23 protein-coding genes and 1 pseudogene are annotated in these 26,380 nt (G+C 67.5%); 18 read left to right on the top strand and 6 right to left on the bottom strand.

Annotated features, from left to right (window positions below; translation table 11 throughout):
• The first annotated feature begins 55 nt into the window (after window positions 1–55).
• The 14 genes from J9315_RS15145 (at window position 56) to J9315_RS15080 (ending at window position 14,685) form a co-directional block, all read left to right on the top strand.
• On the top strand, window positions 56–1,240 hold the full coding sequence (locus J9315_RS15145) for an NADP-dependent malic enzyme (RefSeq protein ID WP_211978230.1): 1,185 nt from the start codon (window positions 56–58) through the stop codon (window positions 1,238–1,240).
• 832 nt (window positions 1,241–2,072) lie between these two features.
• On the top strand, window positions 2,073–4,610 hold the full coding sequence (locus tag J9315_RS15140; protein ID WP_249120927.1) for a SpaA isopeptide-forming pilin-related protein: 2,538 nt from the start codon (window positions 2,073–2,075) through the stop codon (window positions 4,608–4,610).
• A gap of 110 nt (window positions 4,611–4,720) precedes the next feature.
• Window positions 4,721–6,112 (top strand): SpaH/EbpB family LPXTG-anchored major pilin, encoded by a 1,392-nt coding sequence (locus J9315_RS15135; RefSeq protein WP_211978228.1) that lies wholly within the window; start codon window positions 4,721–4,723, stop codon window positions 6,110–6,112.
• A gap of 118 nt (window positions 6,113–6,230) precedes the next feature.
• On the top strand, window positions 6,231–7,172 hold the full coding sequence (locus J9315_RS15130; protein ID WP_211978227.1) for a class C sortase: 942 nt from the start codon (window positions 6,231–6,233) through the stop codon (window positions 7,170–7,172).
• 152 nt (window positions 7,173–7,324) lie between these two features.
• The gene (locus tag J9315_RS15125) at window positions 7,325–7,798 is read left to right on the top strand and encodes a sigma-70 family RNA polymerase sigma factor (RefSeq protein WP_282959860.1); all 474 of its coding nucleotides are present in this window, start codon (window positions 7,325–7,327) and stop codon (window positions 7,796–7,798) included.
• Window positions 7,795–8,463: a zf-HC2 domain-containing protein gene (locus J9315_RS15120; RefSeq protein ID WP_211978225.1), complete on the top strand. Its 669-nt coding sequence runs from the start codon at window positions 7,795–7,797 to the stop codon at window positions 8,461–8,463. Before J9315_RS15125 ends, J9315_RS15120 begins: the two co-directional genes overlap by 4 nt.
• 79 nt (window positions 8,464–8,542) lie before the next feature.
• Entirely contained in the window at window positions 8,543–9,061 is a 519-nt protein-coding gene (locus J9315_RS15115; RefSeq protein ID WP_211978224.1) for a hypothetical protein, read from the top strand.
• 74 nt (window positions 9,062–9,135) lie between these two features.
• Window positions 9,136–10,215 carry a glycosyltransferase family 2 protein gene (locus tag J9315_RS15110; RefSeq protein ID WP_211978223.1) on the top strand — a complete coding sequence of 360 codons (1,080 nt, stop codon included), beginning with the start codon at window positions 9,136–9,138 and terminating at the stop codon, window positions 10,213–10,215.
• Window positions 10,212–11,048 carry a hypothetical protein gene (locus tag J9315_RS15105; RefSeq protein ID WP_211978222.1) on the top strand — a complete coding sequence of 279 codons (837 nt, stop codon included), beginning with the start codon at window positions 10,212–10,214 and terminating at the stop codon, window positions 11,046–11,048. Before J9315_RS15110 ends, J9315_RS15105 begins: the two co-directional genes overlap by 4 nt.
• A gap of 69 nt (window positions 11,049–11,117) precedes the next feature.
• Window positions 11,118–11,576: a DUF3151 domain-containing protein gene (locus J9315_RS15100; RefSeq protein WP_211978221.1), complete on the top strand. Its 459-nt coding sequence runs from the start codon at window positions 11,118–11,120 to the stop codon at window positions 11,574–11,576.
• Complete coding sequence (locus tag J9315_RS15095; RefSeq protein WP_211978220.1) at window positions 11,573–12,328, top strand: class I SAM-dependent methyltransferase; 756 nt, start codon at window positions 11,573–11,575, stop codon at window positions 12,326–12,328. Before J9315_RS15100 ends, J9315_RS15095 begins: the two co-directional genes overlap by 4 nt.
• A 191-nt stretch (window positions 12,329–12,519) precedes the next feature.
• Window positions 12,520–13,122 carry a hypothetical protein gene (locus tag J9315_RS15090; RefSeq protein ID WP_211978219.1) on the top strand — a complete coding sequence of 201 codons (603 nt, stop codon included), beginning with the start codon at window positions 12,520–12,522 and terminating at the stop codon, window positions 13,120–13,122.
• A gap of 165 nt (window positions 13,123–13,287) precedes the next feature.
• Window positions 13,288–13,818 (top strand): RES family NAD+ phosphorylase, encoded by a 531-nt coding sequence (locus tag J9315_RS17585; protein ID WP_349251968.1) that lies wholly within the window; start codon window positions 13,288–13,290, stop codon window positions 13,816–13,818.
• A gap of 270 nt (window positions 13,819–14,088) precedes the next feature.
• Complete coding sequence (locus J9315_RS15080; protein WP_211978217.1) at window positions 14,089–14,685, top strand: MarR family transcriptional regulator; 597 nt, start codon at window positions 14,089–14,091, stop codon at window positions 14,683–14,685.
• Window positions 14,686–14,820: 135 nt separating this feature from the next.
• Here J9315_RS15080 and J9315_RS15075 read toward each other — a convergent pair whose 3' ends face one another.
• The 6 genes and pseudogenes from J9315_RS15075 to J9315_RS15050 all read right to left on the bottom strand — a co-directional run bounded on the left by J9315_RS15075 (window position 14,821) and on the right by J9315_RS15050 (window position 21,279).
• Window positions 14,821–17,052, bottom strand: a complete 2,232-nt coding sequence (locus J9315_RS15075; protein ID WP_211978216.1) for an efflux RND transporter permease subunit — start codon at window positions 17,050–17,052, stop codon at window positions 14,821–14,823.
• 149 nt (window positions 17,053–17,201) lie between these two features.
• The gene (locus J9315_RS15070; RefSeq protein ID WP_009380325.1) at window positions 17,202–18,683 is read right to left on the bottom strand and encodes a catalase; all 1,482 of its coding nucleotides are present in this window, start codon (window positions 18,681–18,683) and stop codon (window positions 17,202–17,204) included.
• Between the two features lie 266 nt (window positions 18,684–18,949).
• The gene (crcB, locus tag J9315_RS15065) at window positions 18,950–19,327 is read right to left on the bottom strand and encodes a fluoride efflux transporter CrcB (RefSeq protein WP_009380322.1); all 378 of its coding nucleotides are present in this window, start codon (window positions 19,325–19,327) and stop codon (window positions 18,950–18,952) included.
• A gap of 167 nt (window positions 19,328–19,494) precedes the next feature.
• A pseudogene (locus J9315_RS15060) lies at window positions 19,495–19,932 on the bottom strand (CrcB family protein); the annotation flags it as partial.
• Between the two features lie 192 nt (window positions 19,933–20,124).
• Window positions 20,125–20,454 carry a nuclear transport factor 2 family protein gene (locus tag J9315_RS15055; protein ID WP_063248929.1) on the bottom strand — a complete coding sequence of 110 codons (330 nt, stop codon included), beginning with the start codon at window positions 20,452–20,454 and terminating at the stop codon, window positions 20,125–20,127.
• A 69-nt stretch (window positions 20,455–20,523) separates the two neighbouring features.
• Window positions 20,524–21,279 (bottom strand): SDR family oxidoreductase, encoded by a 756-nt coding sequence (locus J9315_RS15050; RefSeq protein ID WP_211978215.1) that lies wholly within the window; start codon window positions 21,277–21,279, stop codon window positions 20,524–20,526.
• Between the two features lie 125 nt (window positions 21,280–21,404).
• Here J9315_RS15050 and J9315_RS15045 point away from each other — a divergent pair, with 125 nt between their 5' ends.
• The 4 genes from J9315_RS15045 to crtI all read left to right on the top strand — a co-directional run bounded on the left by J9315_RS15045 (window position 21,405) and on the right by crtI (window position 26,244).
• Window positions 21,405–22,121 carry a TetR/AcrR family transcriptional regulator gene (locus tag J9315_RS15045; protein ID WP_119296797.1) on the top strand — a complete coding sequence of 239 codons (717 nt, stop codon included), beginning with the start codon at window positions 21,405–21,407 and terminating at the stop codon, window positions 22,119–22,121.
• Between the two features lie 93 nt (window positions 22,122–22,214).
• Window positions 22,215–23,738 carry an SDR family oxidoreductase gene (locus tag J9315_RS15040; RefSeq protein WP_063248932.1) on the top strand — a complete coding sequence of 508 codons (1,524 nt, stop codon included), beginning with the start codon at window positions 22,215–22,217 and terminating at the stop codon, window positions 23,736–23,738.
• On the top strand, window positions 23,735–24,646 hold the full coding sequence (locus J9315_RS15035; RefSeq protein ID WP_119296796.1) for a squalene/phytoene synthase family protein: 912 nt from the start codon (window positions 23,735–23,737) through the stop codon (window positions 24,644–24,646). Before J9315_RS15040 ends, J9315_RS15035 begins: the two co-directional genes overlap by 4 nt.
• Window positions 24,646–26,244: a phytoene desaturase family protein gene (gene crtI, locus J9315_RS15030; RefSeq protein WP_211978214.1), complete on the top strand. Its 1,599-nt coding sequence runs from the start codon at window positions 24,646–24,648 to the stop codon at window positions 26,242–26,244. Before J9315_RS15035 ends, crtI begins: the two co-directional genes overlap by 1 nt.
• Window positions 26,245–26,380: the final 136 nt, after the last annotated feature.

The following is a 26,380-nucleotide window of genomic DNA, read 5'->3' as shown; positions in this document are numbered from 1 at the left end:
GACCACGACGACGGCCGCCGAGGCGGTCCGTCCCCACTGACGACGAGGATCATCGATGACGACACCGACCGCTGACGACAAGGGACAGGCTCCGGCCGCCGCCATCACCGACGACGAGATCTTCGCCGGGCACCACCACGGCAAGCTCGCCGTCGAACTCTCCCGCCCGCTCGAGACCCAACGCGACCTCTCGATCGCCTACACCCCCGGCGTCGCCCGCGTCTGCACCGCGATCGCCGAGGAACCCGAACGGGCGAAGGAGCTGACGTGGACCGGGCGCCTCGTCGCGGTGATCTCCGACGGCTCTGCCGTCCTCGGCCTCGGCGACATCGGCGCGAGTGCGTCCCTGCCCGTCATGGAGGGCAAGTGCGCCCTGTTCAAGCGCTTCTCCGGGCTCAACGCGATCCCCATCGTCATCGACACCAACGACGTCGACGCGATCGTCGACACGATCGTGCGGATCTCCCCCACTTTCGGCGCGATCAACCTCGAGGACATCTCCGCGCCGCGGTGCTTCGAGATCGAGGACCGGGTCAAGGCCGCCCTCGACATCCCCGTCATGCACGACGACCAGCACGGGACCGCGATCGTCGTCCTCGCCGCGCTGATGAACGCCGCTCGCGTCGTCGGCAAGGACATCACCGACCTCAAGGTCGTCATCTCCGGTTCCGGCGCCGCAGGCGTCGCCGTGACGAAGATCCTCCACGAGGCGGGTGTCTCCGACATCGTCGTCCTCGATTCGAAGGGCGTCGTCGAATCCGGGCGCAGCGATCTCACCCCGACGAAGCAGGCGATCGCCGCGGACTCGAATCCGCGGGGGATCAGCGGGGGAGTGGAGACGGCGCTCGATGGAGCCGACGTGTTCATCGGGCTCTCATCCGGCACGATCGACCCGGAGCTGCTCTCGACGATGGCCGACGACGCGATCATCTTCGCCCTCTCGAACCCCAACCCCGAGGTCGCCCCCGACGTCGCCGCCCGGTACGCCACGGTCGTCGCCACCGGTCGCAGCGACTTCCCGAACCAGATCAACAACGTCCTCGCCTTCCCCGGGGTCTTCCGCGGGGCGCTCGACGCCGATGCCACGTACATCACCGAGGAGATGAAGCTCGCCGCCGCGAGTGCGATCGCCGCGCTCGTCGGTGAAGAGCTCGCACCGGACTACATCGTCCCTGGAGCTCTCGACGAGCGGGTGGCTCCCGCTGTCGCGGCCGCCGTCGAGGCGGTGGCGCGGGTGTAAGACGCCTCCCTAGGAAGCGCAAACGCCGTGTACCGCTAATGACCGACGAGTGACCCTCGAATGGGCGCGATCTCATTTGTCCATCTGCGCTCGTTCCATTGCCGTATGCGGACCATCGCTCGACGTGCCGACACTCCCATCTGATCGGTTGACCGGCCAATTGGGGGCAGACGCCGAAACCAGCGTCAGCAAGGTCGTCGATCGCGACTGCATACCCTTTGAGTCCACTGAAAAGTCAGCCGAATCACAGGGAATATTGTGAATGTTATGAATTCGTGACATAAATCAAGCAACTGCATAGTAGATTAACCGCGGACGGTACGAAGAGAACTTTCGATGTCAGCAACCCAGCGCATCGCATCATCCCCAACTTCCTCTCACTCTTCGATTCACTGTGCAGCACCCAGCAGTATCACGATTGAGGACCGATATGGCGTCAGCCCAGCCCATATTCCCCGCGAATCCCCAGCGGAAGTCGAGCAGCGCACCGCGTGGCCGAGCGGCGCTCTGCGCTGTCGTCGTGCTTCTGCTCGTCTTGGCGATGAGCGGAATCCTCACTGCGCCCGATGCGGCGCGCGCTGCTCAAACACAGTCATCAGAATCGGCGGCCTCGGGGCTCGGCTCGGGACCGGAGTCGAAGAGTGAGACTCCCACCTCGACTGAGAGCGCATCACCGAATGAGCAGCCCGAAGGCGGCCTCACCGATAACGGGGGCGAAGAGTCTGCCCCCGTACCCAGTGAGACCACTACGCCGGAGCCGACGGAATCACAGGCCCCGCCCAGGGTCGACCGACAGGCCCTTATCGCCTGTACCCCGGGCAATGTCTACTCAGTGAGCTCTCCCGGCCAGTTGCAGCACATCTCGTGGTCGGGCACCGGCACCGCCACCGTCACGAACCTCGGTGCTCCCCCGGCAGGCGGTGTCACACATATGAACGGAGTCGGAGTGTCATCCGGCGGCACCGTCTACGCCTACGACCGCACCGGTACCACCAGGACCGCGAACATCTACGCCTTCAACAATGCCACCGACACATGGGGCCGGATCGGCAACTCGTACGATACTTCGCTCGCGGCCAACGGCAGCTACAACGGTCAGCTGACCGCCGGTGCCGTCGACCTGTCGAACGGCAACTACTTCTTCGGCGGGTACACGGCCGACTCCCGCCAGTTCAAACTGTGGCGCTTCACTCCGTCGACCGGCGCCTTCAGTTATCTCGGTTTCGTCGACACTTCCGTCGGCGCAGCCGCCTCCAACGGCGACATCGCCTTCGACGCTCAAGGCAATCTCTTCATCGCCCGCGGAATCGGCACGTCGACGACGATCTACAGTGTGACGAACGATACGCTCGCCGCCGCGAACGGCGGCCAAATAGCCGCGGCCGGTTCCCGCAGTGTGACCACATTGTCCGGCATCAACGGTATCGCCTTCGACGCCCAGGGCCGGGCATACCTCGGCGGCGGCACCACTGTGACAGCCTTTGACATGCCCAACTTCACCAATCCACGCACCGTGACTTCGAGTGCTCCGACGACCGACCTTGCCTCCTGCTCCTCGCCGGCCACGATCACGATCGAGAAAGACGTCAAGAACCGCGTCAGCTCCGGTGACCAGTTCGTCCTCTCGCTCAACTCCGGGTCGAACTTGCTCGGTACTGCGACGACGACGGGCTCGTCCAACGGCGTGCAATCGCAGCGAGTAGGCCCTCTCCCTGTCGCACGTGGCACCTCTATCTCGATCAGCGAGGCCGCTTCGGGGACCACGGACCTGGCGCGGTACGCCTCGAGCTACAGCTGCACGGCTGACGGGGCCCCGATCAACATCTCGGGCACCGGCACGTCGCGGACCTTCACTATTCCGGCGACCGGCAACGAGATCATCTGCCGGTTCGTCAATTCGCCACTGACAGCGAACGTCACCGTCAACAAGCAGACGCAGAATGCCGACGGCAGCAATCAGCAGAATGCTTCCGGCTGGACGGTCGGAGCGAGAGCGACTGCGACCTCCGGCACCGTCTCCCAGGCGCCTACGGCGAATACGCAGCAGACCGGCACGGACGGCAACGCGAAATGGTCTCTCAATTTCAATGACCCCACCGCCCGCGCCAATCTCGCGGTGCTCGAACAGCAGCAGTCCGGTTTTGAGTTCGTCAGCGCCTCATGCAAAATCACACGTCTCGACGGGACATCGACGACCGTAACACTCAATAGTGCCAGCGAGCAGACGCTGTCCTCCGCGATTCAGCCCGGTGACCAAGTCGACTGCGGGTACGTCAACAAGAAACGCAGTGCGGACGTCACCGTCAACAAGACGTGGAACGTCAACGGTCAGGAATATCCCAACGGCAGTCAACCCGACGGCATCAGTGCTGCGCTGATTCTCGATCCCGCAGGATCACCTTCGGGCAGCCCTTCCTTTGGTCAACGCCGGACCGGGTTCGCCGTCGGCGACTCCGTGAAGATCGGCGAGACGACGACGATCGATCAGCAGAAGTTCCCCGGCTGCACGCTCAAGTCGAAGACGATATCGGGTCCGGGAATCACCGGCTCTGTGCCGTTGACGGACAATTTCAGCACTCAGCTTCCGAATACGTCGAACACGTACTCGGTGACGAACACCGTCGAATGCCAGTCGTTGACGATCGTGAAGAACGTCGACAACGACAACGGCGGAACCCTCGCGGCCGCCGATTGGAACCAGAAGCTCTTCGCCACGCCGAGCGGCGAGACCCGACTCACCTTTAACTCGGGTGAGAAGAAATTCGTTCCCACGGGATCGTTCGTCATCTCCGAGGACAGCCAGGTCGGCTATACCCAGAGGTCGATCGCCTGCACCGGCGGGACATACAACGATTCGACGAAGACCGTAGCGATCGCGGCGGGACAGAGCGCCGTGTGCACCGTGACGAACGAGGACTCCCCGGGAACCGTGTCCTGGAAGAAGACGAACGCCAGCGGTGACGCCCTCGACGACTCCGAATGGGTCATCCGCGACGGCGACGGCACCGAGATCGCCCTCGATGACTGTGTCGCTGCGTCGGCTGACGGCTGCACGGGGCGCGACCGCGACCCAGCTGTCGGCGCGTTCCGTGTCGAGGGTCTTGATTGGGGTGGCTACACCCTCGTGGAGACGCGAGCCCCGGCCGGATACGTGCTCGACGAGACCGAACATGACTTCACCATTTCCCGCGAACGGCTCGACCACCAGTTCGATGCACCGTTCGTCAACCCCCAGGCCGATTCGCCTCAGCTGCCACTCACCGGCGGCACCGGAACGATCGGTTTCGTCATCGCCGGGGCGGCAATGCTCCTCGGCTGTGGGGCGGGAGCCTATTGGCTCAATCGCCGACGCAGGCACGGAAGGAGTTGACCACCCATCTCTGCACCTGACCGGTGCATGGCTGAGATGAACCTCAGCTCACCTGTGCAACGCAACCGCGACTTCGTGATCTACGAAAACACCGAAAGGAACAACCACTCATGAAAGTGAATCTGTTCAAGCGGATGAGGTGGATTCCCACGCTCGCCGCAGCAGCTGCGCTCAGCCTGGTCGGCGTCAGCATCAATGCGCCTGCGGCTGAAGCAGCGGGAAACATCAACCCGGACACACCGTCTTCGTTGAGGATCAACAAGTATGACGGAGATCAGGGCCCCCGTGGCGACGGCACAAAGATCGATGACCCATCGAGCTTAGGCACCCCGCTCGCCGGCGTCGAGTTCACAATTACTCCGGTCGAGACTCGGAACGGTCAACCGATCGATCTCGATACCGAAGCGGGCTGGAACCTCATCGACGGGGCTACCATCGACAACGTCACGGAGGCGAACGGCTACACCTTCGGCGACCCGATCACAGTAGTGACTGGCGCTGACGGTACGATCACTCAGTCGCTTCCCCACGGCTACTACAAGGTCGAGGAAACCGATCCGGGCCCGAACAATGTTGTCTCGCCTGCGCAGCCCTTCCTCGTCACTCTGCCGCTTCCGCAGTCGGGCGGCAAATGGCTCTATGATGTCAACGTCTATCCGAAGAACAAGACCAACTCGACGACGCCGACCAAGGAAATCTCTGCCCCGACGAAGCTTGTTCTCGGTAGCGACGTGACCTGGACAATTACCGCACCAGTCCCGCCCAAGGCTGCCGACGACACCTATCGGTCATTCACCATCACCGATAGCTTGGATCCTAGGCTGACCTGTAAGTCGATTACCGTCGACGGTTTCACCGAAGGCACCGATTACACGGCCACGTGCAGTGGGCAGACGGCGAATATCGAGTTCACATCGACTGGCTTGGGCAAGCTGCAGGCGGGCAACAATGTCGTCATGAATGTCGTCACAACAGTCACTTCACTCGGCGACAACGGCGTGATCGAAAATGAGGCCGTCGTAACGACCAACGGCTCAACGGTCACGACTGGTAAGCCGTCGACCAACTGGGGTGCACTTGAGATCCTCAAGTATGCCGACAACGACAAGGCGGCTACACTCGCTGGCGCGCGCTTCGAAGTGTACGACTCCCGCGACGGTCAGCCTATCGCTGAAATCACGACAGGCGTCGACGGAACTGCATCGATCAGTCTCTGGGTCGGAAGCAACGATGTCACCGCTAAGGACTACTACCTCAAAGAGATCGAAGCTCCTGCCGGTTACACCCTGCCGCAGGATCCGTGGACCGGGCCGATCTCCGTCCAGGCCGGTGGTGAGAACAGCCCGACAACGATCGACATCTCCAATAAGCAGAAGGACCGCGGTGAGCTTCCGTTCACCGGTGCCAACGGCCAGCTCATGCTGACCATCCTCGGCATCGCCCTGCTGCTGCTGGCGATCGGCGCCGCCGTGATGCGCTACACCCGGGCCCGCAAGGGCTGAGGACAACGCCGCATGTCGAGGTGGCGATGATTCAGCCGCCTCGGCGTGAGGAAGGGCGGGGCCGAGAGACGATCACGTCTCTCGGCCCCGCTTGCACAGATCATGAAATGTTGGAGATATGACGGCGACCCTCACTGATCCCACACCAGCGGATCCGACACCGCCGAAGCCCCGGTGGAAGCTGTCGGTGCCCGCGGTGATCATCGCGGTGCTCTTCCTCGTCGGCACGTGCGTGTGGACCTACCCGTCGATGGCCGCCTGGTTCTCCCAGCTCGACCAGTCGGAGGTCCTCAAGAACGAGACGACGACCGAGGACCCCAACGCCCCGCTCAACGCGGAGCAGCTCAGACTCGCCGACGAGTACAACAAGAAGCTGCAGGCCGGAGGCGCGCGGATCAACGCCGGACAGCGTCTGCCCCAGCCCGGTCAGAGCGCAGGCAAGGATCCGAGCGGCACGCTCGGCTACAACGACATCCTCACCTCCCCGTCCAGCGACGTCATGTCGCGGATCCAGATCCCCAAGATCAACGTCGATCTGCCGATCTACCACGGCACCTCGGACGAGACCCTGCTGCGCGGCATCGGCCACCTCGAAGGCACGGCGCTGCCCGTCGGCGGCGTCGGCATGAACACCGTCGTCACCGGTCACCGCGGCCTCGCCGAAGCGGAGATGTTCACCAACCTCGACAAGATCGGCAAGGGCGACTACTTCACGTTCAACACCTTCGGCCGGGTCGTGACCTACCGGGTCATCGAGACGAAGATCGTCGACCCGGACCAGACCGAGACTCTCGACCCCGTCGCCGGCAAAGACCTCGCCACGCTCGTAACGTGCACCCCGCTGGGCATCAACACCCAGCGCATCCTCGTCATCGGCGAAAGGGTCATCCCGACCCCGCCCGACGCTCTCAAGGACGCCACCGAACCGCCGGACATCCCCGGCTTCCCCTGGTGGATCGTCATCATGGCAGGCGGTGCCGTCGCCGGTGCCGGATACGTGTGGTTCGCCGGCCGACCCGTCAAGCCCAAGCCCCGCCCCGCTCGCAAGCCCGCGCACTGACCGACCCGGCGCTCGCCTCGGCGAGGTCATGAGGACCGAACCCCCGCCGAGGTGAACCCTGGGTGGGTCTGTTCCGTGTACTCTGCGGAGGCCCGCTCCGATGTGGGGGTGACGAGTTGGTGAGAGGACGCCGAGCCCAAGCGCTCAAGGACGTGCACGATCAGCACGCCGCGCCGCTGTGGCGCTACGCGATGTCGCTGACTGGCAGCGCCGCCGAAGCCGACGACGTCGTCCAGGAGACCCTGCTGCAGGCATGGAAGACGAGCCGCATCCTCGCCGAACCGCCGGACCAGGTCGGGGGCTGGCTCTTCACCGTTGCCCGCAACATCGTCATCGACAGGTCCCGCAGCGCCGTGAGACGGCGGGAGACTCTCGGCGGGGATCTGCCGGAGGAGCCGGTGTCCGACCGCGTCGACGAAGTCCTCGACGCGATGATGGTCCACGAGGCTCTGGCTTCGCTGAGCGAACCCCATCGGACCGTCATCGTCGGCGCCTACTACCGGGCGCGCACGGTCGCCGACCTGTCCGAGGAGCTCGGCATCGCCGAGGGGACCGTGAAGTCCCGGCTGCATTACGGGATGCGCGCGCTGCGCCTGGCGCTCAAGGAGAAAGGGGTCAGCAGATGACCGGGGACCACGAGGAATACGCGGATTGGGACGGTGCCTTCGTCCTCGGCGCCCTCTCACCCGAGGACCGGCGACGCTTCGAGGCTCACATGGAGGACTGTGAGCGGTGCCGGGCATCAGTGGCCGAACTCGCAGGACTCCCCGGCCTCCTCGGCCGTGTCGGACCCTACGCTGAGGTCACCGATCCGGCACCGGACCACGCCCTCTTCGAGAAGGCGGTGCGACGGGTCGAGGACCACCGCAGCAGGCGGCGGAAGGTCTGGACCCTGGCTGCCGCTGTCGCTGCCGTCCTCCTCGTCGCCGCGCTCGTGTTCGTGCCGCGAGCGGTCACCGCCGATGCTCCGGATGCGACGATCGCCCTCGACCCGATGGTGACGACCTCGATGACCGCGGGCCTCGAACTGCGGGAGGTCGCGTGGGGGACGAAGATCCGGATCTCCTGCGACTACCCCGACGCGGGAGGGCGGACGACATCGGATGGGCCTCCGGCCTACGTCCTCGAGATCACCGACCGGGAGGGCAGGACGAGCGAGGCCGCGTCGTGGAACGCGGTGCTCGGCAGGACCGTGACCATCGACGCCGCCACCGCCGTGCCACTCGACGACATCGTCACGATCGCCATCCGCACCGCCGCAGGCAGGATCATCCTCGAAAAGGACGTGTGAGCGGTGAACCGACCGGACGGCGGTCTCGTGTATACGGCAACCGCGCCTGCGGTTGCACCGTGACGGAAGGATCGAACCCATGTCCACGAAACTCACCGCACTCCTCGCTGCCTCCACCCTCATCATCGCAGGGCTCAGCGGATGCGGGTCCGGAGACGGAGGAGGCGGCTACGGCGCCCCCGCCTCGGACGACGCACCCGCCTCGGACGGGGCCAGCACCTCGGGCGGAGGTTCCGACGTCGGGGCAGGAGCGGGCACGCTCACGACGGCGGAGACCGACCTCGGCGAGATCATCGTCGACGGCGAGGGCATGACGGTCTACCAGTTCGCCAAGGACACCCAGGGCGCGACCGCGTCCGCGTGCGAGGGCGACTGCGCGGCGAAGTGGCCCGCGGTTCCCGGCGGTGCCCAGGTCAAGCTCGACGGCGTCACCGGGGACCTCGCGACGATCACCGGGGTCGACGGGAAGCCGCAGCTCACTCTCGACGGCTGGCCGCTGTACTACTTCGCCGACGACACCGCGGCGGGTGACACGAAGGGCCAGGGCCTCATGGACGCCTGGTGGGTGCTCTCACCCGAGGCGAAGCCCATCAGGTGAGGGTCCCGACGGACCGGTGAGGCTGAGGACCGCCTGCACGCCCGCCGAGGCGGGGGTATGGGAGGATTGAGGGCGTGCCGAACGTTCTCACCCCCCTCACCCCCGAAGGGCTGCCGCCGTTGGCGGAGAAGCCCGGAGTCTCCTACATCATGCCCGTGCTCAACGAAGCCGAGCACATCAGGCAGGCGATCACGACCGTCCTCTCCCAGGACTACGACGGTGAGAAGGAGGTCGTCCTCGCCCTCGGCCCCTCGACTGATGACACGGATGCGATCATCTCGCGCATGGCGGAGGCCGACCCGCGCATCCAGACCGTCGACAATCCCGAGGGCGCCACCCCGATCGGGCTCAACCGCGCGATCCGGCACACCCGGCATCCGATCGTCATCCGCGTCGACGCCCACTCGGGACTCGAACCCGACTACACCCGCCAGGCCATCGAGACCCTGCGGGAGACGCGGTCGGCCAACTGCGGCGGGCTCATGCGCGCCCGCGGGAAGTCGCCGTTCCAGAAGGCGGTGGCCAGGGCCTACATGTCCCCGATCGGGCTCGGAGGGCCCGCCTACCACTCCGGCGACGAGGCGGGCGAGTCGGAGTCGGCCTACCTCGGCGTCTACCGCCGGGAGGTGTTCGACCACCTCGGCGGGTTCGATGAGGACATCCGCCGCGGACAGGACTGGGAGCTCAACCTGCGCATCCGCTCGGCTGGGGGACGGATCTGGTTCAACCCGGACATGGAGGTCACCTACTGGCCGCGGGGGACATGGTCGAAGATCGCCCGACAGTTCTGGGCGACGGGCATCTGGCGTGCCGAGCTCATCCGCCGGTACGGGTCGAAGAACTCCCTGCGGTACTTCGCCCCGCCGCTGCTCGTCCTCGGGATGGCCGCGAGCGTCATCGAAGCCCTCCTCCAGCTGACCGGGCGCACGAAGCGGTGGCCCAGACCCGTCCGCCGCTTCACCTCCCTCGTCCACGTTCCCAGCGTCACCTACATCGCCGGCATCGTCGCCGCGGCGGGCACCGCGAAGGACTGCGGCCGCCGGGAGCGGTTCTGGTTCGGCCTCATCCTGCCGACCATGCACCTGTGCTGGGGGGCGGGCTTCCTCCGCGGCCTCGTCGCCGGGGCCGGATCGACGAAGGACGGCAGCCGATGAGCGAGGATCGCATCCCGATGCCCGAACAGCCGGAGCCGAAGAAGTTCAACGCGCCCCTGTGGGCCGGCGCCGTCGTCGCCCTCGGCCTCATCGTCGTCCTACTCGTCAACGTCTTCGGCGACAAGGACAGGCTCACCGTCGACGATCTCACCCCGCCGGCCGTCGCCGCCCTCGACGGCGGGTCCGAGGTGTACCCGCCCAACTCGAAGCTCGCCTTCACCGAGAACGTCAAGTTCGGCTACCTTCCCGCCCCGACGCTGGCCACCCTCGACGACGGCACCGTCGTCGCCGCCGACCCCGAGACGACGGCTGAGACGCTGGGGCTGCCCGACGGCCTCGGCGGGCTCACCGTCGATCAGTTCGCGGAGAAGACGATCACACCCCCGCGCAAGGGCACCGAACCGGGCACGCCGATGACGTGGCAGCAGGTGCTCGACACCGTCGCCGGCAGCACCGTGGTCGTGCCGCTCATCCCGGATCAGGCCACCGCGGAACCGGCCCTGGCCGCGATCGCCGAGGCGGACATGGCGGCCTCGACGATCGTGCGCACCGCCGACGCGGAGGTGGCCCGCGCCGCCGCCGACGCCGGGATCGATGCGATGTTCGTCGGTGATACGACCGCCACGGCGGAGAAGGAGCTCGCCGATCAGGGGTACACGATGGTCGCCGTCGACGCCGCCGACGCCGGTGACTGGACGGACTCGGGTCTGGGGGTCTGGGCGACCGGAGTCGCGGACAAGAAGCAGCTCGATGAGCTGGCCTCCCAGGGGGTCATCGGCGCGCTGGCCACGAACCCGTACGCGGTCCTGCCCTCGACCGTGAAGACGAACTGAATGTGACACGATGACGGGGGACCCGCCTCGGCGGTCCCGTGTCTACGATCCCGCGAACAGGAGACGACCATGACGCAGCCCATCGGCAATCCCTCCCACATCGGCAACCTCGACGCCGGTCAGCTCGGCCCCCAGCCGACGTTCCTCCCCGACGACCACCCCGATGTCGAGGCGCAGCGCCGCCTCGATGCCGGTGAGGAGGCCCTCGACATCGTCGCCGACCTCCCCGCCTCCTCGCTCGCGTGGGCGGTGCTCGCCGATGAGGCCCACGCCGAAGGGCGGCTCGTCGACTCCTACGCGTACGCCCGGGTCGGCTACCACCGCGGACTCGACGCTCTGCGGGCCGCCGGCTGGCGCGGAGCCGGACCGATCCCGTGGTCGCACGAGGTCAACCGCGGATTCCTCCGCGCGCTCTACGCCCTCGGCCGCGCCTCGGCGGGCATCGGGGAGAGCGAAGAGGCCGCGCGCATCGAGGAGTTCCTCCGGTCCTCCGACCCGACCGCGATCGACGCCATCGTCGCGGGGTGAGCACTTCCTTCGACGATCTCATCGCCCTCGGCGCCGACGCCGACGTCTCCGGGTGGGACTTCGCGTGGCTCGAGGGCCGCGCCACTGAGGAGCGGCCCCCGTGGGGCTACGCCCGGCAGCTGGCCTCGAGGTTGGCTGCCGCTTCGGCGTCGCTCGACATCCAGATCGGTGGGGGAGAGGTCCTCGCCGAGGCGGCCCGGTTCCCGCCGACGGCCGTAGCCACCGAGTCGTGGCCGCCGAACATCGCACGGGCCACCAGCCTCCTCCATCCCCGCGGGGTGGTCGTCGTCGCCGATCCCGACGAACCCCCGCTGCCCTTCGCCGATGCCGCCTTCGACCTCGTGACGAGTCGACACCCGGCGACGATCTGGTGGGCGGAGATCGCTCGCGTGCTCCGACCGGGTGGGACGTACTTCGCCCAGCACGTCGGTCCGGCGAGTGTCTTCGAACTCATCGAGTTCTTCCTCGGCCCCCAGCCTCAGGCCAGGCGGGCGCGGCACCCCGACTACGAGGCCGCTGCCGCCGAGGCGGCGGGCCTCAAGATCGTCGACCTCCGGACCGCGGACCTGCGCATCGAGATCCACGACGTCGCCGCCGTCGTCTACCTCCTGCGCAAGGTCGTCTGGTGGGTGCCCGGCTTCACCGTCGAGGGATACCGGGACCGCCTGCGCGAACTCCACGAGCGCATCGCATCCGACGGCCCGTTCGTCGCCCACTCGACCCGCCATCTCATCGAGGCGCGGCGGGTCTGAGGCGTCTCCCCGAGGAGGATCGAGTTCGAAATCGGGCTGGGATTCGAACCGGATCCTCCTCGCGGACGCGCTTTGTCGCCCTGCCGGGCTGTCTTCCCGCCACCTCGGCGACGCCCAGTGGTTCGATCGGTTCCCTTCGTGCAGTTAAGGCAATAGAATGGAATGCACGATACGCACGATTGGAGTGGGTGATGGGCGCAGTTTCCGGGTCGCGTGCGGACACCGATGGCGGACAGCCGGTCCACGACGCTGTCAAATCTCTGCGCGCTTCGCTCAGAGGACTGTCTCCCCACGCTGCGATCACCCGTCTGAACGAGCTCGAAGACGATCTGCGCCTGCTGCGATTCGAGGTGCTCGAGGGCGAACTGCAGAGCAGCATCGCGAGTGCGCAGTCGAGCCCGGCCATCGCTGCGGGCTTGGCGGCATCCCAGCGACGACTGGCCGCGCTCGAGGGCAGTGACGAGACGCGTCTGCTCAGTGCGGGTGAGATGGCTGAGTATGTCGGCCGCGGTCGCAACTGGGCAGCTCAGCGCTCCAAATCCGGCAGCCTCATCCGCGTCGAGCATGCAGGAAGGACGCTCTATCCCGCCTTCCAGATCGATCCCGAAACCCGAGCCGTCCGTGATTGGGTCGCTCCGATGGCTGCCATGCTCGACGAGCTCGGGTTAGCCGGTCGAGACTTTGCGATCTGGGCGGCCGCGCCCTCTCCGAGGTTCTCAGGCGACCTGCCGGCGCGGAGCGCGGGAGACCCCGAGTTCCTCTCCACGGCAGCGGCCGCCCTCGCGGACGTCTGATGGCGCCACCGGTGGCGACGCCGCCAGACCCTTTCGAGCCCGCCGAGGATCTGGTTTCCGCAGGGACCGTTCTCCTGCGCGTGTACTCGCCGGGACCATCGAACCGTGCGCCGAACGACTTCAATCCGGGAACGTCCTTGGCAGTCCAGGCGACGCAGAGGGACGATGTCTTCCCAGTCTCGCGGTTCTCGTTCTTCCTCGATGATGCAGAGCCCGCGAGGCCGGTCCCGACGCTCTTTGCGTCGCCTTCAGAGAACGTCGCGCTCTGGGAGACGCTGCTTCGCGACCGCGCGCCTGACGACACCGAGGCCCTTCCACGCGCTGTTCCGCGGTCGGGTGTTGGCCCAGGTCCGTGCGAGCCGGGACCTCAGGGTGGCCTCTCTGGCAGGCGCTGACATGCACACACTGAACCTGCCGCCGGACGAACTGACATCTCCCGGGTCGGACCGATATGCGGAGACGATCCCCTGGGCGCGCGCCGCCTGGCGAGCGGGCTTCGACGGAATCCGCTATGTGTCGCGGCGAGATCCCTCGGGACTGGCCTTCGTCTTCTTCGACTCGGGGCAGTCGGCCCCATCGTTCGAACGAGCCCGGCCAGGGGACCTGCTGCAGTCGTTCGATGACCTCAGTGACGGTGGCGGCTTCGACTGGCTTGCGGCCCGACTCGCCCGTTGGGGCATCGTCACCGAACTCTGACCCGCCGCCGGAGCGAGGAGTGGGGGAGCCAGAGGTTGCGGTGGGCCGCCGCGGCGGGTCTGAGGAGTCGCCCCCGAGGAGGATCGAGTGCGAAATCAGGCTGGGATTCGAACCGGATCCTCCTCGCGGAGAAAGCCGACGGTGGGGCGAGGGCAGACGTGGGCGCTCCTGGCGAAGGAGGTGGAGGCTCGGAAACCCCGCTGTAGCATGGATGGGAGACTCACGGGGTGCGATGGGCCCCGGAATGGCGAGGCAGAGTGGGAGCAGAGCGTGGCGAGCGAAGTCGTCGAGAGATCGGCCGTCTATGACGTCGACGCCAGCGACCCGCAGCAGAGCCTCGTCGACCGCTCCGGCATGGACCCCGCCGACGTCGAGCAGATCACGGAGCTCATGACCGCCTTCGGTCAGCTCCGCGACACCGAGCAGGAGCTCTCCGAGGCCTCCCGTCGCTATATGCGCCTCGGCGCCACGGACATGAAGGCGCTTCACTACCTCATCGTCTGCCGTCATCGCGACATCCTCGGCACACCCGGCGGAATCGCCGCACACCTGACCATCTCACCGGCGGCGACGACGAAGCTCCTCGACCGGCTCGAACGCGGCGGCCACATCACCCGCGCCCCGCACCCGCACGACCGCCGCGCGCAGACCGTGTCGATCACGCAGGGAACCTACGCCTCGGCGATGGAGACCGTCGGTCGGCAGCAGGCGAGGCGCTTCCACGCCGCAGCCCGACTCACCCGGGACGAACGTGAGGTCGTCATCCGCTTCCTCCGCGACACCCGCGAGGAGATCGCCCTGAGCGGGCAGGGCTGGGCAGAGGCCGACGCCGAGTCAGACTCCGCCTCCGACCAACCGGGCACCTGACTCAACCCCAGCGGACTGGGTCGACGCTTGAGTCCGAAGTGCTTCGAGTGCACACAGCTGCACTCGAAGCCCAGCACAGGTCCCTGCCCTGGCGGTCGCCACGCCGCCCTTGCGTTCAACACTCAGCCACGGCGTTCAGCGCCGCGCCAGCAGCCTCGTCGCCGACGACTCGTCCGCGGCCGTCGTCGCTGAACGCGCATCGGGGCGGCGCGGACGTGCAAGCCGCGAGGGCCACCACAGTCGGTCGCCGATCCAGATCGCCAGCGCCGGCACCAGCAGGGTGCGGACGACGAGGGCGTCGAGGAGGACGCCGAGGGCGACGATGATCGCAAGCTGGAGGAGGAACTGGATCGGGATGACGACGAGGGCGGCGAAGGTCGCGGCGAGCACGATGCCCGCGCTCGTGATCACCCCTCCGGTCACCGACAGACCCCGCAGCGTCCCCTCCTTCGTGCCGTGGTCGAAGGTCTCCTCACGGACCCGGGTCATGAGGAAGATGTTGTAGTCGATGCCGAGAGCGACGAGGAAGACGAACGCATAGAGCGGCACGGACGGATCCGACTGCGGCTGGCCGATGACCTGGAAGATGAGCGCACTGAGCCCCAGCGCCGTGCCGAAGCTGAGCACCGTCGTCGCAAGCAGGACGAGCGGCGCGACGAGGGAGCGCAGAAGCAGGGCGAGCATGATCGTGATGACGACGAGCACGATCGGGATGATCACCGACCGGTCGGCCGAGGAGGTCTCGTTCGTATCGAGGTCGACGGCCGTGCTCCCACCCACTGCCGCATCGTAGGGGCCCAGCTCAGCCCGGAGGTCGCGGACGGTCTGTTCGGCCTCGAGGGAGTCCGCAGGATCTGAGAGGGTGACGGAGAACATCACCTCACCGTCGATGACGGTCGGCTCGGCAGCCGGGGCCTGCGCGCCGCCGGGACCGCCTCCGGCCGGGCCTGCGCTCTCGACCTCGCCGGAGTCGTCGACGGGAACGGTTCCGGACGGCGAATCCTGGGCGATGAGCGCGACCCCGTCGATTCCGGGGGTCCGGGCGATCGCCTCGGCGACGTTGTCCCGTTCCGAATCATCAGCGAGGACGTAGGCGGGGGTGCCCGATCCGCCGGGGAAGTGACGGTCGATGACGACCTGCCCGTCACGGGCCTCGGACTCGCCGAGGACGAACTCGCTCTGCGGGACCCCCTCGGCGTCGAGGACGAGGAGACCGCCGCACCCGAGGACGAGGACGACCGTGACCCCGGCGGCCATCCGCTTGGGACCTGCGGCGACGACACGGCCGATGCGGGACCAGGGCCCGGTCGCCTCGGGGCCGGTGAGGACAGGGTGAGCGGTGCCGAACCGCGGGGCCCGGGGCCAGAACGCGACACGGCCGGTGACGGCGAGGAGGGCCGGGAGGAACGTCAGCGAAGTGAGCATCGCGCAGACGATGCCGATCGCGGCGACCGGGCCGAGAGCCGAGTTCGACCCGAGATCGGACAGGAGCAGGCAGAGGAGACCCGCGATGACAGTGCCGCCGGAGGCGGCGATCGGCTCGAGCACACCCCGCACCGCCCGCCACGCGGCCGTGCGCGGCGACTCGGTGTCGCGCAGCTCCTCCCGGTACCGGGCGATGAAGAGGAGGGAGTAGTCCGTGGCCGCGCCGATGACGAGGATGAAGAGGATCCCCTGCACCTGGCCGTTGAGCGTGACGACGTCGGCCCGGGCGAGGGCGACGTTGAGGAGGACGGCGGCGCAGAGCGCGGTCATCGACTCGAGGAGGACGAGGATCGGCAGCAGGGGGGAGCGGTAGACAATGACGAGGATGACGAAGACGACGGCGAGGGCGACGAGGAGGAGGATGCCGTCGATGCCGCTGAACGCCTCCTGCAGGTCGGCGGTGAACCCGGCGGGCCCGCTCACCCACACGCCGAGGTCATCCGGCAGGACCGTCTGCGCCTCGGCTTCCAGCGCGGTGACGGCGTCGCCGACCTCGGCGTCGGAGGGAACAGCGACGACGATCTCCACTGCCTGCCCGTCCTCGGAGGGGATGACCGGGGACGCCGACGCCCCGGGGACCGTGGTTGCCGCGCTGTCGGCGAGCTCCTCGAGACCTGTGCGGTCCGCCTCGGCGAGGCCGTCACGGCGTTCGGCGACGATGATCGCGGGAACGGCATCGGATCCGGTGAACTCCGTGATCTCGTTCTGCACGCGGGTCGACTCCGCGCTGTCGGGGAGGAAGCTCGACCGTTCGTCGGAGGAGACCTCGCTGATGTCTGAGAAACTCGCGCCGCCGAAGCCGAAGACGGCGAGCCAGGCGAGGATGAGCACGATGGGGATGAGGATGCGGAGGGCGCCGGGTGATCGAGGGGAGTCCTTCATGGAGTCAGTATTTCACCAAGTTAACTAAATTGCCAGACGACGAAGCGCCCGAACGCCGAACCGCTTCCCGTGGGGGAGGCGGATCGGCGCTCGGGCGCTCGGACCGGGCCGCGGCTCACCCGACGGTGGGCCGGGTGCCCGTGGGCGAATCAGCCCTGGCGGTAGCCGTCCTCGATAGCCTGGCCGACCTCTGCGTCGATGTTCTTCCAGTAGGCGAACACGTTCGAGAGGACCGGTTCCTCGAGATCGGACTTGAGCATGTCGACGACCGTGTTGACGAGCTCCTGGCGCTCCTCCTCGGAGTAGACCTCGCGGACGAGGGTGTGCGCCTGGCCGAAGTCGTCGTCATCCCGGTGCAGGGTGTAGGCCATGCGGACGAGCTCGCCGTCGGCCTCCCACCCGTTGTCGACGACGCCCTGCGTGTCCTGGTAGGCGCGACCGTACGAGTTCGGAGCGTACACAGGTGCAGCACCGGTGTGGTGGTACTGCATGTGCCCTTCCTTGTCGTAGTTGTTCGTCTTGACGACGGGAGCGTTGACCGGCAGCTGGTTGAAGTTCGTGCCGACGCGGTTGCGTTGCGCATCCGGGTAGGAGAACACTCGGCTCAGCAGCATCTTGTCCGGGGAGACTCCCGTGCCGGGCACGGTGTTCGACGGGCTGAACGCGGCCTGCTCGATCTGCGCATAGTGGTTGATCGGGTTCTGGTTGAGCGTGAACCGTCCGACCTCGATGCGCGGGTAGTCGTTCTTCGACCAGATCTTCGTCAGGTCGAAGGGGTTGAACCGGTAGGTCTTCGCGTCCTCGTACGGCATGATCTGCACGTGCAGCGTCCACGACGGGAAGTTGCCGTCCTTGATCGCGTCGAAGAGGTCGCGACGGTGGACGTCGGCATCCTCACCGGCGAGCTTCGCGGCCTCCTCGTTCGACATGTTCTCCACACCCTGGTCGGTGAGGAAGTGGTACTTGACCCAGAACTTCTCGCCGTCCTCGTTGACCCACATGTAGGTGTGCGAGGAGTAGCCGTTCATGTTCCGCCACGTCTTCGGCAGGCCGCGCGGTCCCATGAGGTAGGCGACCTGGTGGGCCGACTCGGGCGAGAGCGACCAGAAGTCCCACTGCATGTTCGGGCTGCGCAGACCCGAATCGGGCAGGCGCTTCTGCGAGTGGATGAAGTCGGGGAACTTCATCGGGTCGCGGACGAAGAACACCGGGGTGTTGTTGCCGACCATGTCGAAGTTGCCGTCTTCGGTGTAGAACTTCAGGGCGAAGCCGCGGACGTCGCGCCACGAGTCCGGCGAACCGAGCTCACCAGCGACGGTGGAGAAGCGCGCGAGCATCGGGGTCGTCGTCCCGGGCTGGAGGAACTTCGCCTTCGTGTACTTCGAGACGTCGCCGGTGACGACGAACTCGCCGAACGCGCCGGAGCCCTTCGCGTGCGGGCTGCGCTCGGGCACGCGCTCACGGTCGAAGCGGGCGATCTTCTCGACGAGGGCGACATCGTGAAGGAGCAGAGGGCCGTCAGGACCCACGCTCAGCGAGTGTGCGTCTGACTCCCGCTTCGTTCCCACCTCGGTCGTCGAGGGCTTCTTCGGATCGAACCACTGGTCGACCTGTTCTTCGGGCGTAGGCATATTCGTTCTCCATTCGCTTCGATGCTGAAGAGGAGTGACACGCGTATGACTGCAGGTCACACGGCAACCTCTGTTCCCACTCTAGGCATGTCAGGCCGTGACAGTAAAGGCCGGTGAACCTGCCGTTCTCACCAGGCAAGATGACTGCCGTGATGCGGTGAGGGTGGGGGCATCTGCGGAGATTTGAGCAGAACGTGCATTGCCGGAAAGAAGGCTGAGGATCCGCCGGTGGGCGGTGGTTGAGATGATCAGCCCGCCGAGGCGGATCAGACCAGCCCGCCGAGCAGGAGCCCGAGGCCGGCCGCAGTCGTGGCGAGCACGAGGGTGCCGAGCCCGCTCATCGCGCTCGCCCACCACGCGCGCTGTTCGAGGAGGCGGATGGTCTCGTAGCTCGCCGTCGAGAACGTCGTGTACCCGCCGAGGAAGCCCGTGCCGATGATGAGGAACCACTCCGTGGGCAGGAGGTTCCCTGCCGCCAGCCCGGTGAGGAATCCGAGCACAAGAGAGCCCGAAACGTTGATCGCGATCGTCCCCCACGGGGTGGCCCCTGCCAGCCGCGATCTGATGAGTCCGTCGAGGACCATCCGCGCCGCCGCGCCGATCCCGCCGGCCACGGCGATGCCTGCGAAGAGCAGCGGCGTCATCGGCGGTCACCGTCCCGTCGGCCCGTCCCGGCGGCGCCGGAATCGTGCGGATCCGATTCCACCGGAAGGACCGCCTCGGCGGGGGAGCCTGTCGCCTCCGCGCGGCTCCCCGCCGTACGGGTCGCGGTCGTGCGAGTCGCAGCGTGCGGGCACTGGGCTCGCGTGAGCGCGCCGATGGCGATCCCCGCCCATGTCGCGAGCCCGCCGATGATGACGGTCGCGAGCCCATAGCCGACGCCGATCCCGGTGGAGGCGGTGACCGCGGGGACCCCACCCGCCGACTCCGTTCCCGGCACCCCGCCGAGGAAGAGCGCCGCATCCGTGGCCAGCGCACTGTACGTCGTGAACCCGCCCATGAACCCGGTGCCGACGAGGAGGCGCACCCGGCGTCGAGCGCCCTCATCCGGCCCGCGCCGGGCGAGGGCGGAGAGGAGGAGTCCGAGGAGGAACGCGCCGAGGATGTTGATGCCGAAGATCGCCACCGGGATCCCCGCGAGGGAGGGAACGGTGAGACTGATCGCCTCCCTGGCTGCCGTCCCGAGCGTGCCGCCCGCAGCGACGAGGATGAGGGAGGACGCTCGCAGGTGGGTGGGGGCGGTGCTCATGGTCTCTCCTACCTTTCGGGCATGCTGGCGCCGGTCGAGGTAGGGACTGTTGTCGGAGCGGACTGCTCCGAGGTTGGGTACGGCGAGCCCCACCGCCGTGACGGATGCGCGTCTCTGTCATTGTGGCACATGCGTCGAAGCGGTGGGGCTCGCAGCGATCATCGTGGGGCGGGGTGTCGGCCGCCGATGTGGTCAGCCCTCGCGGATCGTCATCGAGGTGAGCTTGTCTCCCTTGGTGGTGAACCTGAACGAGGACCGCCCATTGGCGTAGTTCGACTTCCAATCGCCGACCACGGTGACGGAGTCGTCGTCAGCGCTGACTTCCTCAGGGGTGAGGACGCCCTGTGAGCCGATGAACTCCTTGTCACTCCAACCTTTGATCTCGTCACGGCCGGTGAAGGTGCGACCCCAGTCATCGACGAACGCGTCATCGGTGAATGAGTCGAGGAAGCCTGCGTCGTCATGGGCGTTGACGGTGGCGATGAAGTCGGCGACGGGCTGGGGGATGGACTGGTCGGTCATGATTCCTCCTGGGTCGGCTGGTCTCAGCCTAGGGGCTGGGGTCGCAGCGGTGAACGGGTGGACGCGGGCTCAGCGGGTGCTGAAGCCGCCGTTGGGGAAGATCGTCTGGCCGGTGATCCACCAGCCGTCGGTGGTGAGGAAGCGGACGATCGGGGCGATGTCCTCGATCTTCGTCAGCTGGTCGCCCATTGCCTGCGACTTGAGGAACTCGACGCGCTCAGGCGTCTCCTGGCCGTAGAGGAACGGAGTGTCCATCGGACCGGGGGCCAGGGTGACGACGGAGATGCCGCGCTCTGCATACTCCTTCGCAGCGGCCCTCGTGAAGTGCTCGACCGGGGCCTTGCCGCCGGCATACGTCGAGTACCCGTCGGTGAATGCCGCGAGCAGCGAGGTGGCCATCGTGACGATCTTCCCGTTGTCGGCGAGGTTCTTGCCCGCCTCCTTGATGAAGAAGTACGCGGCCTTGGCGTTGACGGCGAACATCTCGTCGAACTCCTCCTCCGTTGTCTCGACGATGAGCTTGCGGAGCACCTTGCCGACGGTGTTGAACGCGATGTCGATCGGGCCCAGCGCCGAGGCGGCATCGGCGAAGAGCTTCTCGACGTTCGCCGGCTGGGTGAGATCCCCGGTGAGGAGAACGCCCTTGACACCTGCGGCTTCGACCGCCGCCAGGGTTTCCTCGGCATCCGGACGGGAGGATTCGGAGTTGTAGTGGATCGCGACGTTGGCCCCCGCCTCGGCGACCTGCCGGGCGACGAGGCCGCCGAGGTTCTTGCCGCCGCCGGCGATGAGGACGTTCTTGCCTTCGAGGGTGTGGGTGGTCATGTCTGCTCCTGATCGGTCGTGACGATAGGGACTCTGCGGCGGGTGCCTCGCGGAGGCTTCCCGCAGAGACGAGATGTAGCGTCGGTACATCTCGTTATATCGACAGTACACGATAGTATTGCGATATGACAGAGGGATCTTCGCTCGATACACAGGCGGTCGATACACGCACCCGCCTCCTCAACGCCGCGGCCGACCTCATCGCCGCCGCGCCGGGAGAGGACTTCTCGCTGCGCGCCGTGTGCGACGCGGTCGGGGTGAAGATGCCGACGCTCTATCACTTCTTCGGCAGCAAGCAGGGACTCATCGACGCCGTCATCGAACGCGGATTCGACATGTACCTCGCTGAGAAGTCCGCAGCAGAGCCGAGCCACGACCCCATCCAGGCGCTGCGCCAGGGCTGGGACGCCCACGTCGCGTTCGGGCTCGAGAATCCCGGCTTCTATACGCTCATGTACGGCAAGGTCCGGCCCGGCCATTCGCCCGACAAGCAGTCGAGGCCCGGCGAGATGCTTCGGGCAGTGACGAAGCGCGCCGAGGAGGAGGGGCGACTCGTCGTCGGCTACGAGGAGGCGGCCGCCCACATCATCGCGACGAACATCGGGGTGACGCTGCGCCAGATCATCCTCGGCGAAGCCGATCCCGACCTCTCAGCGCACGTGCGCGAAGGCGTAATCGCAGCGATCACCGGGACCGGGCCAGCCGGGGCGGGCGACGAGGCCGATGCCCGCCTCGGGCACGCGGTCATCGAACGCGCCGCCGCGAACCCGGAGATCCTTGGCGAGACGGAGACTCAGCTCCTCATCCAATGGATCGGTCGCCTCGGCTTGGAGATAGGGTAGTCTGATCCCACAGTGTCCCCGCTGCCGATCCGGACGCAGGGGCCCGCACCGAGACGCAGCGACGCGCCTCGCCTACCCATCAGCGAGGACCCGATGGCCGCGACCGATCTCACCGAGACCATCCCGTCAGCCCGCCATCCCCGCTCTGTGCTCGTGCTCGGGGCCACCGGCTACATCGGCGGCCGCCTCGTGCCCCGCCTCCTCCAGGCCGGGCACGCCGTGAGCGTGGGCGTGCGCTCGCCGGACAAACTCAGCGCGGTGCCCTGGGCCGATGAGGTCACCGTCCACACCGTCGACCTCGACGACGGCACCGGCCTGAAGGCGGCGATGGAGGGCATCGACGACGTCTGCTACCTCGTCCACTCGATGAACTCCGGCCGCGACTTCGAACGACACGAAGCGCAGGCGGCGACGAGACTCGTCGAGGCCACCGCTGCGGCCGGGGGCCGGCAGATCATCTACCTCGGCGGCCTCCACCCCGAGTCGGCGAAGCTGTCGATGCACATGCGCTCCCGAGCGAAGGTCGGGGAGATCTTCCTCGCCTCGAGCACCCCGGCGATCGTCTTCCAGGCTGGGATCATCATCGGCTCCGGGTCGGCGTCGTTCGAGATGATCAGGCACCTCGCCGACGCCCTGCGCTGGATGCCCGCGCCCGACTGGGTGGCCAACCGGGTCGAACCGCTGTCCGTCCGCGACGTCCTCTACTACCTCGTCGCCGCCTGCGACCTCCCGAAGCCGGTCAACCGCGCCTTCGACATCGGCTCCGGAGACGTCCTCACCTACGCCGAGGTGATGAAGGACTTCGCGCGCATCCGCGATCTGCCCCCACGTCACGTCATCGCCCTCCCGCTGCCGGCCCCGACGCTCTCAGGCATCTGGGTCGGGCTGGTCACCCCGCTGCCGTTCGCGCTCACCCTCCCGCTCGTCCAGTCGCTGCAGGAGGACGCGGTCACCCGCAACGACGACATCGACGCCGTCATCCCGCCGCCGAGTTCGGGACTGCTCAGCTACGACCAGGCGGTCCGGCTCGCCCTGCGCCGGGAGAAGGAAGGGGCGGTGGCGACGAACTGGGACGCCGATTCGGGGGAGCTCGAACAGGCGGCGAAGCCGTTGCCCAACGACCCGCAGTGGGCAGGCAAGAAGGCGTTCGTCGACGACCGCCGGCGGCTGCTGCGCGACCTCGCCGTCTCCGACATCTGGCCGGTCATCGTCAGCATCGGCGGGCGCAACGGCTGGTACTCGTGGCCGCTGGCGTGGAAGATCCGCGGCCTCTGGGACAAGATCGTCGGCGGGGCCGGTCTTAACCGCGGACGCCGACTGCCCGATGCCCTGCGGGTCGGCGATCCTGTCGACTGGTGGCGGGTCGAGGAGATCGTCCCCGACCACAAGCTCCTCCTGCGCGCGGAGATGAAGGTCTCCGGAGACGCATGGCTCGAGTTCACCGTCGACCAGGTCGGCCCCGACTGCGAATACCGGCAGCGGGCGATCTTCTTCCCCCGCGGCATCCGCGGCCGCCTCTACTGGGCGTTCGTCTCACCCTTCCACCGGTTCATCTTCCCGGCCATGGCCTGCAACATCGAACGGGCTGCTCGGCGCAACGAGAGGCGTCGGCGATGAGTGAACGCTCCTCCCTCGAGACCTATTCGCGCACCGCCGAGCGGGCCGCGAAGTCCGTCATCGACGGGTATTCGACGTCGTTCGGCGCGGCGACGGCGCTGCTGGGCCCCTCCCACCGGTCCCACGTCCGCAACGTCTACGCCCTTGTCCGCGTCGCCGATGAGATCGTCGACGGGTTGCCGAGCAGTGCCGGGGTGGGGCCCGACGAGGTGGGGGAGATGTTCGAGGACTTCGTCGCCGAGACCTATCGGGCGCTCTCGCGCGGGGTGAGCACCAATCTCATCATCCACGCGTTCGCCCGGACGGCGCGGCAGACGGGGATCGGCAGCGACCTCATCGAACCGTTCTTCGCCGCCATGCGCTCCGATCTCGACGCCGAATCGCCTGCGGGACACCCGGCGGCACCCGGGGTGCGGTGCCTGAGCGCCGGGGAGCATGCGGACTATGTCTACGGATCCGCCGAGGTCGTCGGCCTCATGTGCCTGCGCATCTTCCTCCACGACAACCCCCGCGACGACACTCAGCTGCCCATCCTCGAGTGCGGGGCCCGCCGCCTCGGCGCGGCCTTCCAGAACATCAACTTCCTCCGCGACCTCGCCGACGACCGTGACCGCCTCGGTCGCAGCTACCTCACCGAGGAAGCGCGCCTGAGCACGAGTGCGCGGGACGCTTGGATCCTCACCATCCGTGATCAGCTCGCCGATGCCGAGGCTGCGATCCCGCTCCTGCCCTACGACGCGAGGCTCGCCGTCGGCGCCGCCACCGCGCTCTTCGCCGCGCTCATCGACACCATCGCCGCCGCCCCCGTCGAGCGGCTCTACCGGGAGCGGATACGCATCCCCGGCCACGTCAAGGCGCGTCTCCTCGCCCGCTCGACCCTGGGCACCCTGCGCGGCCGGAGTTCGTGATGGCGCAGGTGAGCGTCATCGGGGCGGGTGCCGCAGGACTCGCCACCGCCGCCCTGCTCGCCCGAGACGGTCACAGTGTCGACGTCTTCGAGAAGAACGCCGAGGTGGGCGGGCGCATCGGTCGGATCGTCCGGGACGGGTTCCGCTTCGATACGGGCCCGTCCTGGTATCTCATGCCCGAGGTCTACGACCACTTCTTCGCGCTCATGGGCACGAGCGCGGCGGTTGAGCTCGACCTCGTGTCCCTCGATCCCGCCTACACCGTGTTCACCGACCCGGACGCGTCGACCGCGCCGAGCGTCACCGCCGAGGCGGCACCGGTGAGTGTCCCGCTGGGACGGGACAGAGTCGTCGCGGTCTTCGAGGACCGCGAGTCCGGCGCGGGCAGGCGCCTGCAGGCCCATCTGCGCTCGGCCGCCCATGCGAAGGCGATGGCCGAGCGGCTCTTCCTCTACAACCCGTTCACCTCTCCGCTCTCCGTCCTCGACCGTTCGCTCCTGCCCTCGATTCCGTCCCTGGCCCGCCTGCTCACGGAGAGCCTGAGCAGACGGGCCGAGCGAACCGTGTCCGATCCGCGTCTGCGGCAGATCCTCCAATACCCTGCCGTCTTCCTCGGCACCGACCCGCGCCGGGCACCGGCGATCTATCACCTCATGAGCGCCCTCGACCTCGACGAGGGGGTGGACTACCCGATGGGCGGTTTCCGCACGGTCGTCGACGCTTTCACCCGTCTCGCCGAACGCGCCGGGGTCCGCATCCACACTTCGGCGGAGGTCGAGGCGATCGAGACCGAGACCACCGGTCGCAGGCGACCGCGGGTGACCGGGGTGACCTGGACCGATGCCCGATCAGGTGCCCGGCGTACGGGGGCTGATATCGTCGTCTCCGCCGCCGATCTCCACCACACGCAGACCCGGCTGCTCCCTCCCGCTCTCCGCGGTCGTTCGGAGGACCGGTGGTCGCGGATGGTCAGCGGCCCAGGGGCGGTGCTCGTCTTCCTCGCCGTCACCGGCGACCTTCCGCAGCTGCCCCACCACTCTCTCTTCTTCACCCCGGACTGGACGGAGAACTTCGACGCGATCTTCGGCCCGCGCCCGCGGGTGCCCCACCCGGCTTCGCTCTACGTCTGCCGTCCCAGCGCCACGGACCCGACCGTGGCACCGCCGGGATGCGAGAACCTCTTCGTCCTTGTCCCCGTCCCCGCCGATGCCGGGCTCGGGGGCGGTGGTCCCGAAGGCAGCGGCGATCCCCTCATCGAGCGCGCCGCCGATCGGGCGATCGCGCAGATCGCGGAGTGGGCGGACATCCCCGACCTCGCCGAGCGCATCGTCGTCCGCCACACGATCGGTCCGACCGACTTCGCGCGCGACTACAACTCGTGGCTCGGCGGCATGCTCGGGCCCGCGCACACTCTGCGCCAGTCCGCGATGTTCCGGACGCAGAACGTCTCCCGCACCGTCGACGGCCTCTACTTCGCCGGTGCGACCACGGCGCCGGGGGTGGGCGTGCCGATGTGCCTCATCAGCGCCGAGCTGGTCCTCAAGCACATCCGCGGCGACTCGAGTCCCGGTCCACTTCCGGCCGGGGACGGCGTCTAGGGGTGCCTGCCCGCGCGGCCCTGTCTGGGCCGTGTGGGCCGCCAGTGCCGCCGCACATGCCGCCTGAGCACCGTGCCGCCTCTGCGGCGTGCCATCTCCCGCCGTGCCGTAGTTTCCCGCCGTGCCGTGGTCTCCC

Source organism: Brevibacterium sp. W7.2, assembly GCF_018137945.1.
Lineage (GTDB): Bacteria > Actinomycetota > Actinomycetes > Actinomycetales > Brevibacteriaceae > Brevibacterium > Brevibacterium sanguinis.
This window is presented reverse-complemented; position numbering and strand designations above follow the sequence as displayed.

Excerpts from the sequence above, each read along its gene's own strand:
- J9315_RS15050 (WP_211978215.1), bottom strand. The coding sequence starts at position 21,279 with ATGACCACCCACACCCTCGAAGGCAAGAACGTCCTCATCGCCGGCGGC.
- crtI (WP_211978214.1), top strand. The coding sequence starts at position 24,646 with ATGGCGCAGGTGAGCGTCATCGGGGCGGGTGCCGCAGGACTCGCCACC.
- J9315_RS15075 (WP_211978216.1), bottom strand. The coding sequence starts at position 17,052 with ATGAAGGACTCCCCTCGATCACCCGGCGCCCTCCGCATCCTCATCCCC.
- J9315_RS15040 (WP_063248932.1), top strand. The coding sequence starts at position 22,215 with ATGGCCGCGACCGATCTCACCGAGACCATCCCGTCAGCCCGCCATCCC.
- J9315_RS15105 (WP_211978222.1), top strand. The coding sequence starts at position 10,212 with ATGAGCGAGGATCGCATCCCGATGCCCGAACAGCCGGAGCCGAAGAAG.
- J9315_RS15115 (WP_211978224.1), top strand. The coding sequence starts at position 8,543 with ATGTCCACGAAACTCACCGCACTCCTCGCTGCCTCCACCCTCATCATC.
- J9315_RS15045 (WP_119296797.1), top strand. The coding sequence starts at position 21,405 with ATGACAGAGGGATCTTCGCTCGATACACAGGCGGTCGATACACGCACC.
- J9315_RS15090 (WP_211978219.1), top strand. The coding sequence starts at position 12,520 with ATGGGCGCAGTTTCCGGGTCGCGTGCGGACACCGATGGCGGACAGCCG.
- J9315_RS15100 (WP_211978221.1), top strand. The coding sequence starts at position 11,118 with ATGACGCAGCCCATCGGCAATCCCTCCCACATCGGCAACCTCGACGCC.
- J9315_RS15070 (WP_009380325.1), bottom strand. The coding sequence starts at position 18,683 with ATGCCTACGCCCGAAGAACAGGTCGACCAGTGGTTCGATCCGAAGAAG.
- crcB (WP_009380322.1), bottom strand. The coding sequence starts at position 19,327 with ATGACGCCGCTGCTCTTCGCAGGCATCGCCGTGGCCGGCGGGATCGGC.
- J9315_RS15145 (WP_211978230.1), top strand. The coding sequence starts at position 56 with ATGACGACACCGACCGCTGACGACAAGGGACAGGCTCCGGCCGCCGCC.
- J9315_RS15120 (WP_211978225.1), top strand. The coding sequence starts at position 7,795 with ATGACCGGGGACCACGAGGAATACGCGGATTGGGACGGTGCCTTCGTC.
- J9315_RS15135 (WP_211978228.1), top strand. The coding sequence starts at position 4,721 with ATGAAAGTGAATCTGTTCAAGCGGATGAGGTGGATTCCCACGCTCGCC.
- J9315_RS15130 (WP_211978227.1), top strand. The coding sequence starts at position 6,231 with ATGACGGCGACCCTCACTGATCCCACACCAGCGGATCCGACACCGCCG.
- J9315_RS17585 (WP_349251968.1), top strand. The coding sequence starts at position 13,288 with ATGTCTTCCCAGTCTCGCGGTTCTCGTTCTTCCTCGATGATGCAGAGC.
- J9315_RS15035 (WP_119296796.1), top strand. The coding sequence starts at position 23,735 with ATGAGTGAACGCTCCTCCCTCGAGACCTATTCGCGCACCGCCGAGCGG.
- J9315_RS15055 (WP_063248929.1), bottom strand. The coding sequence starts at position 20,454 with ATGACCGACCAGTCCATCCCCCAGCCCGTCGCCGACTTCATCGCCACC.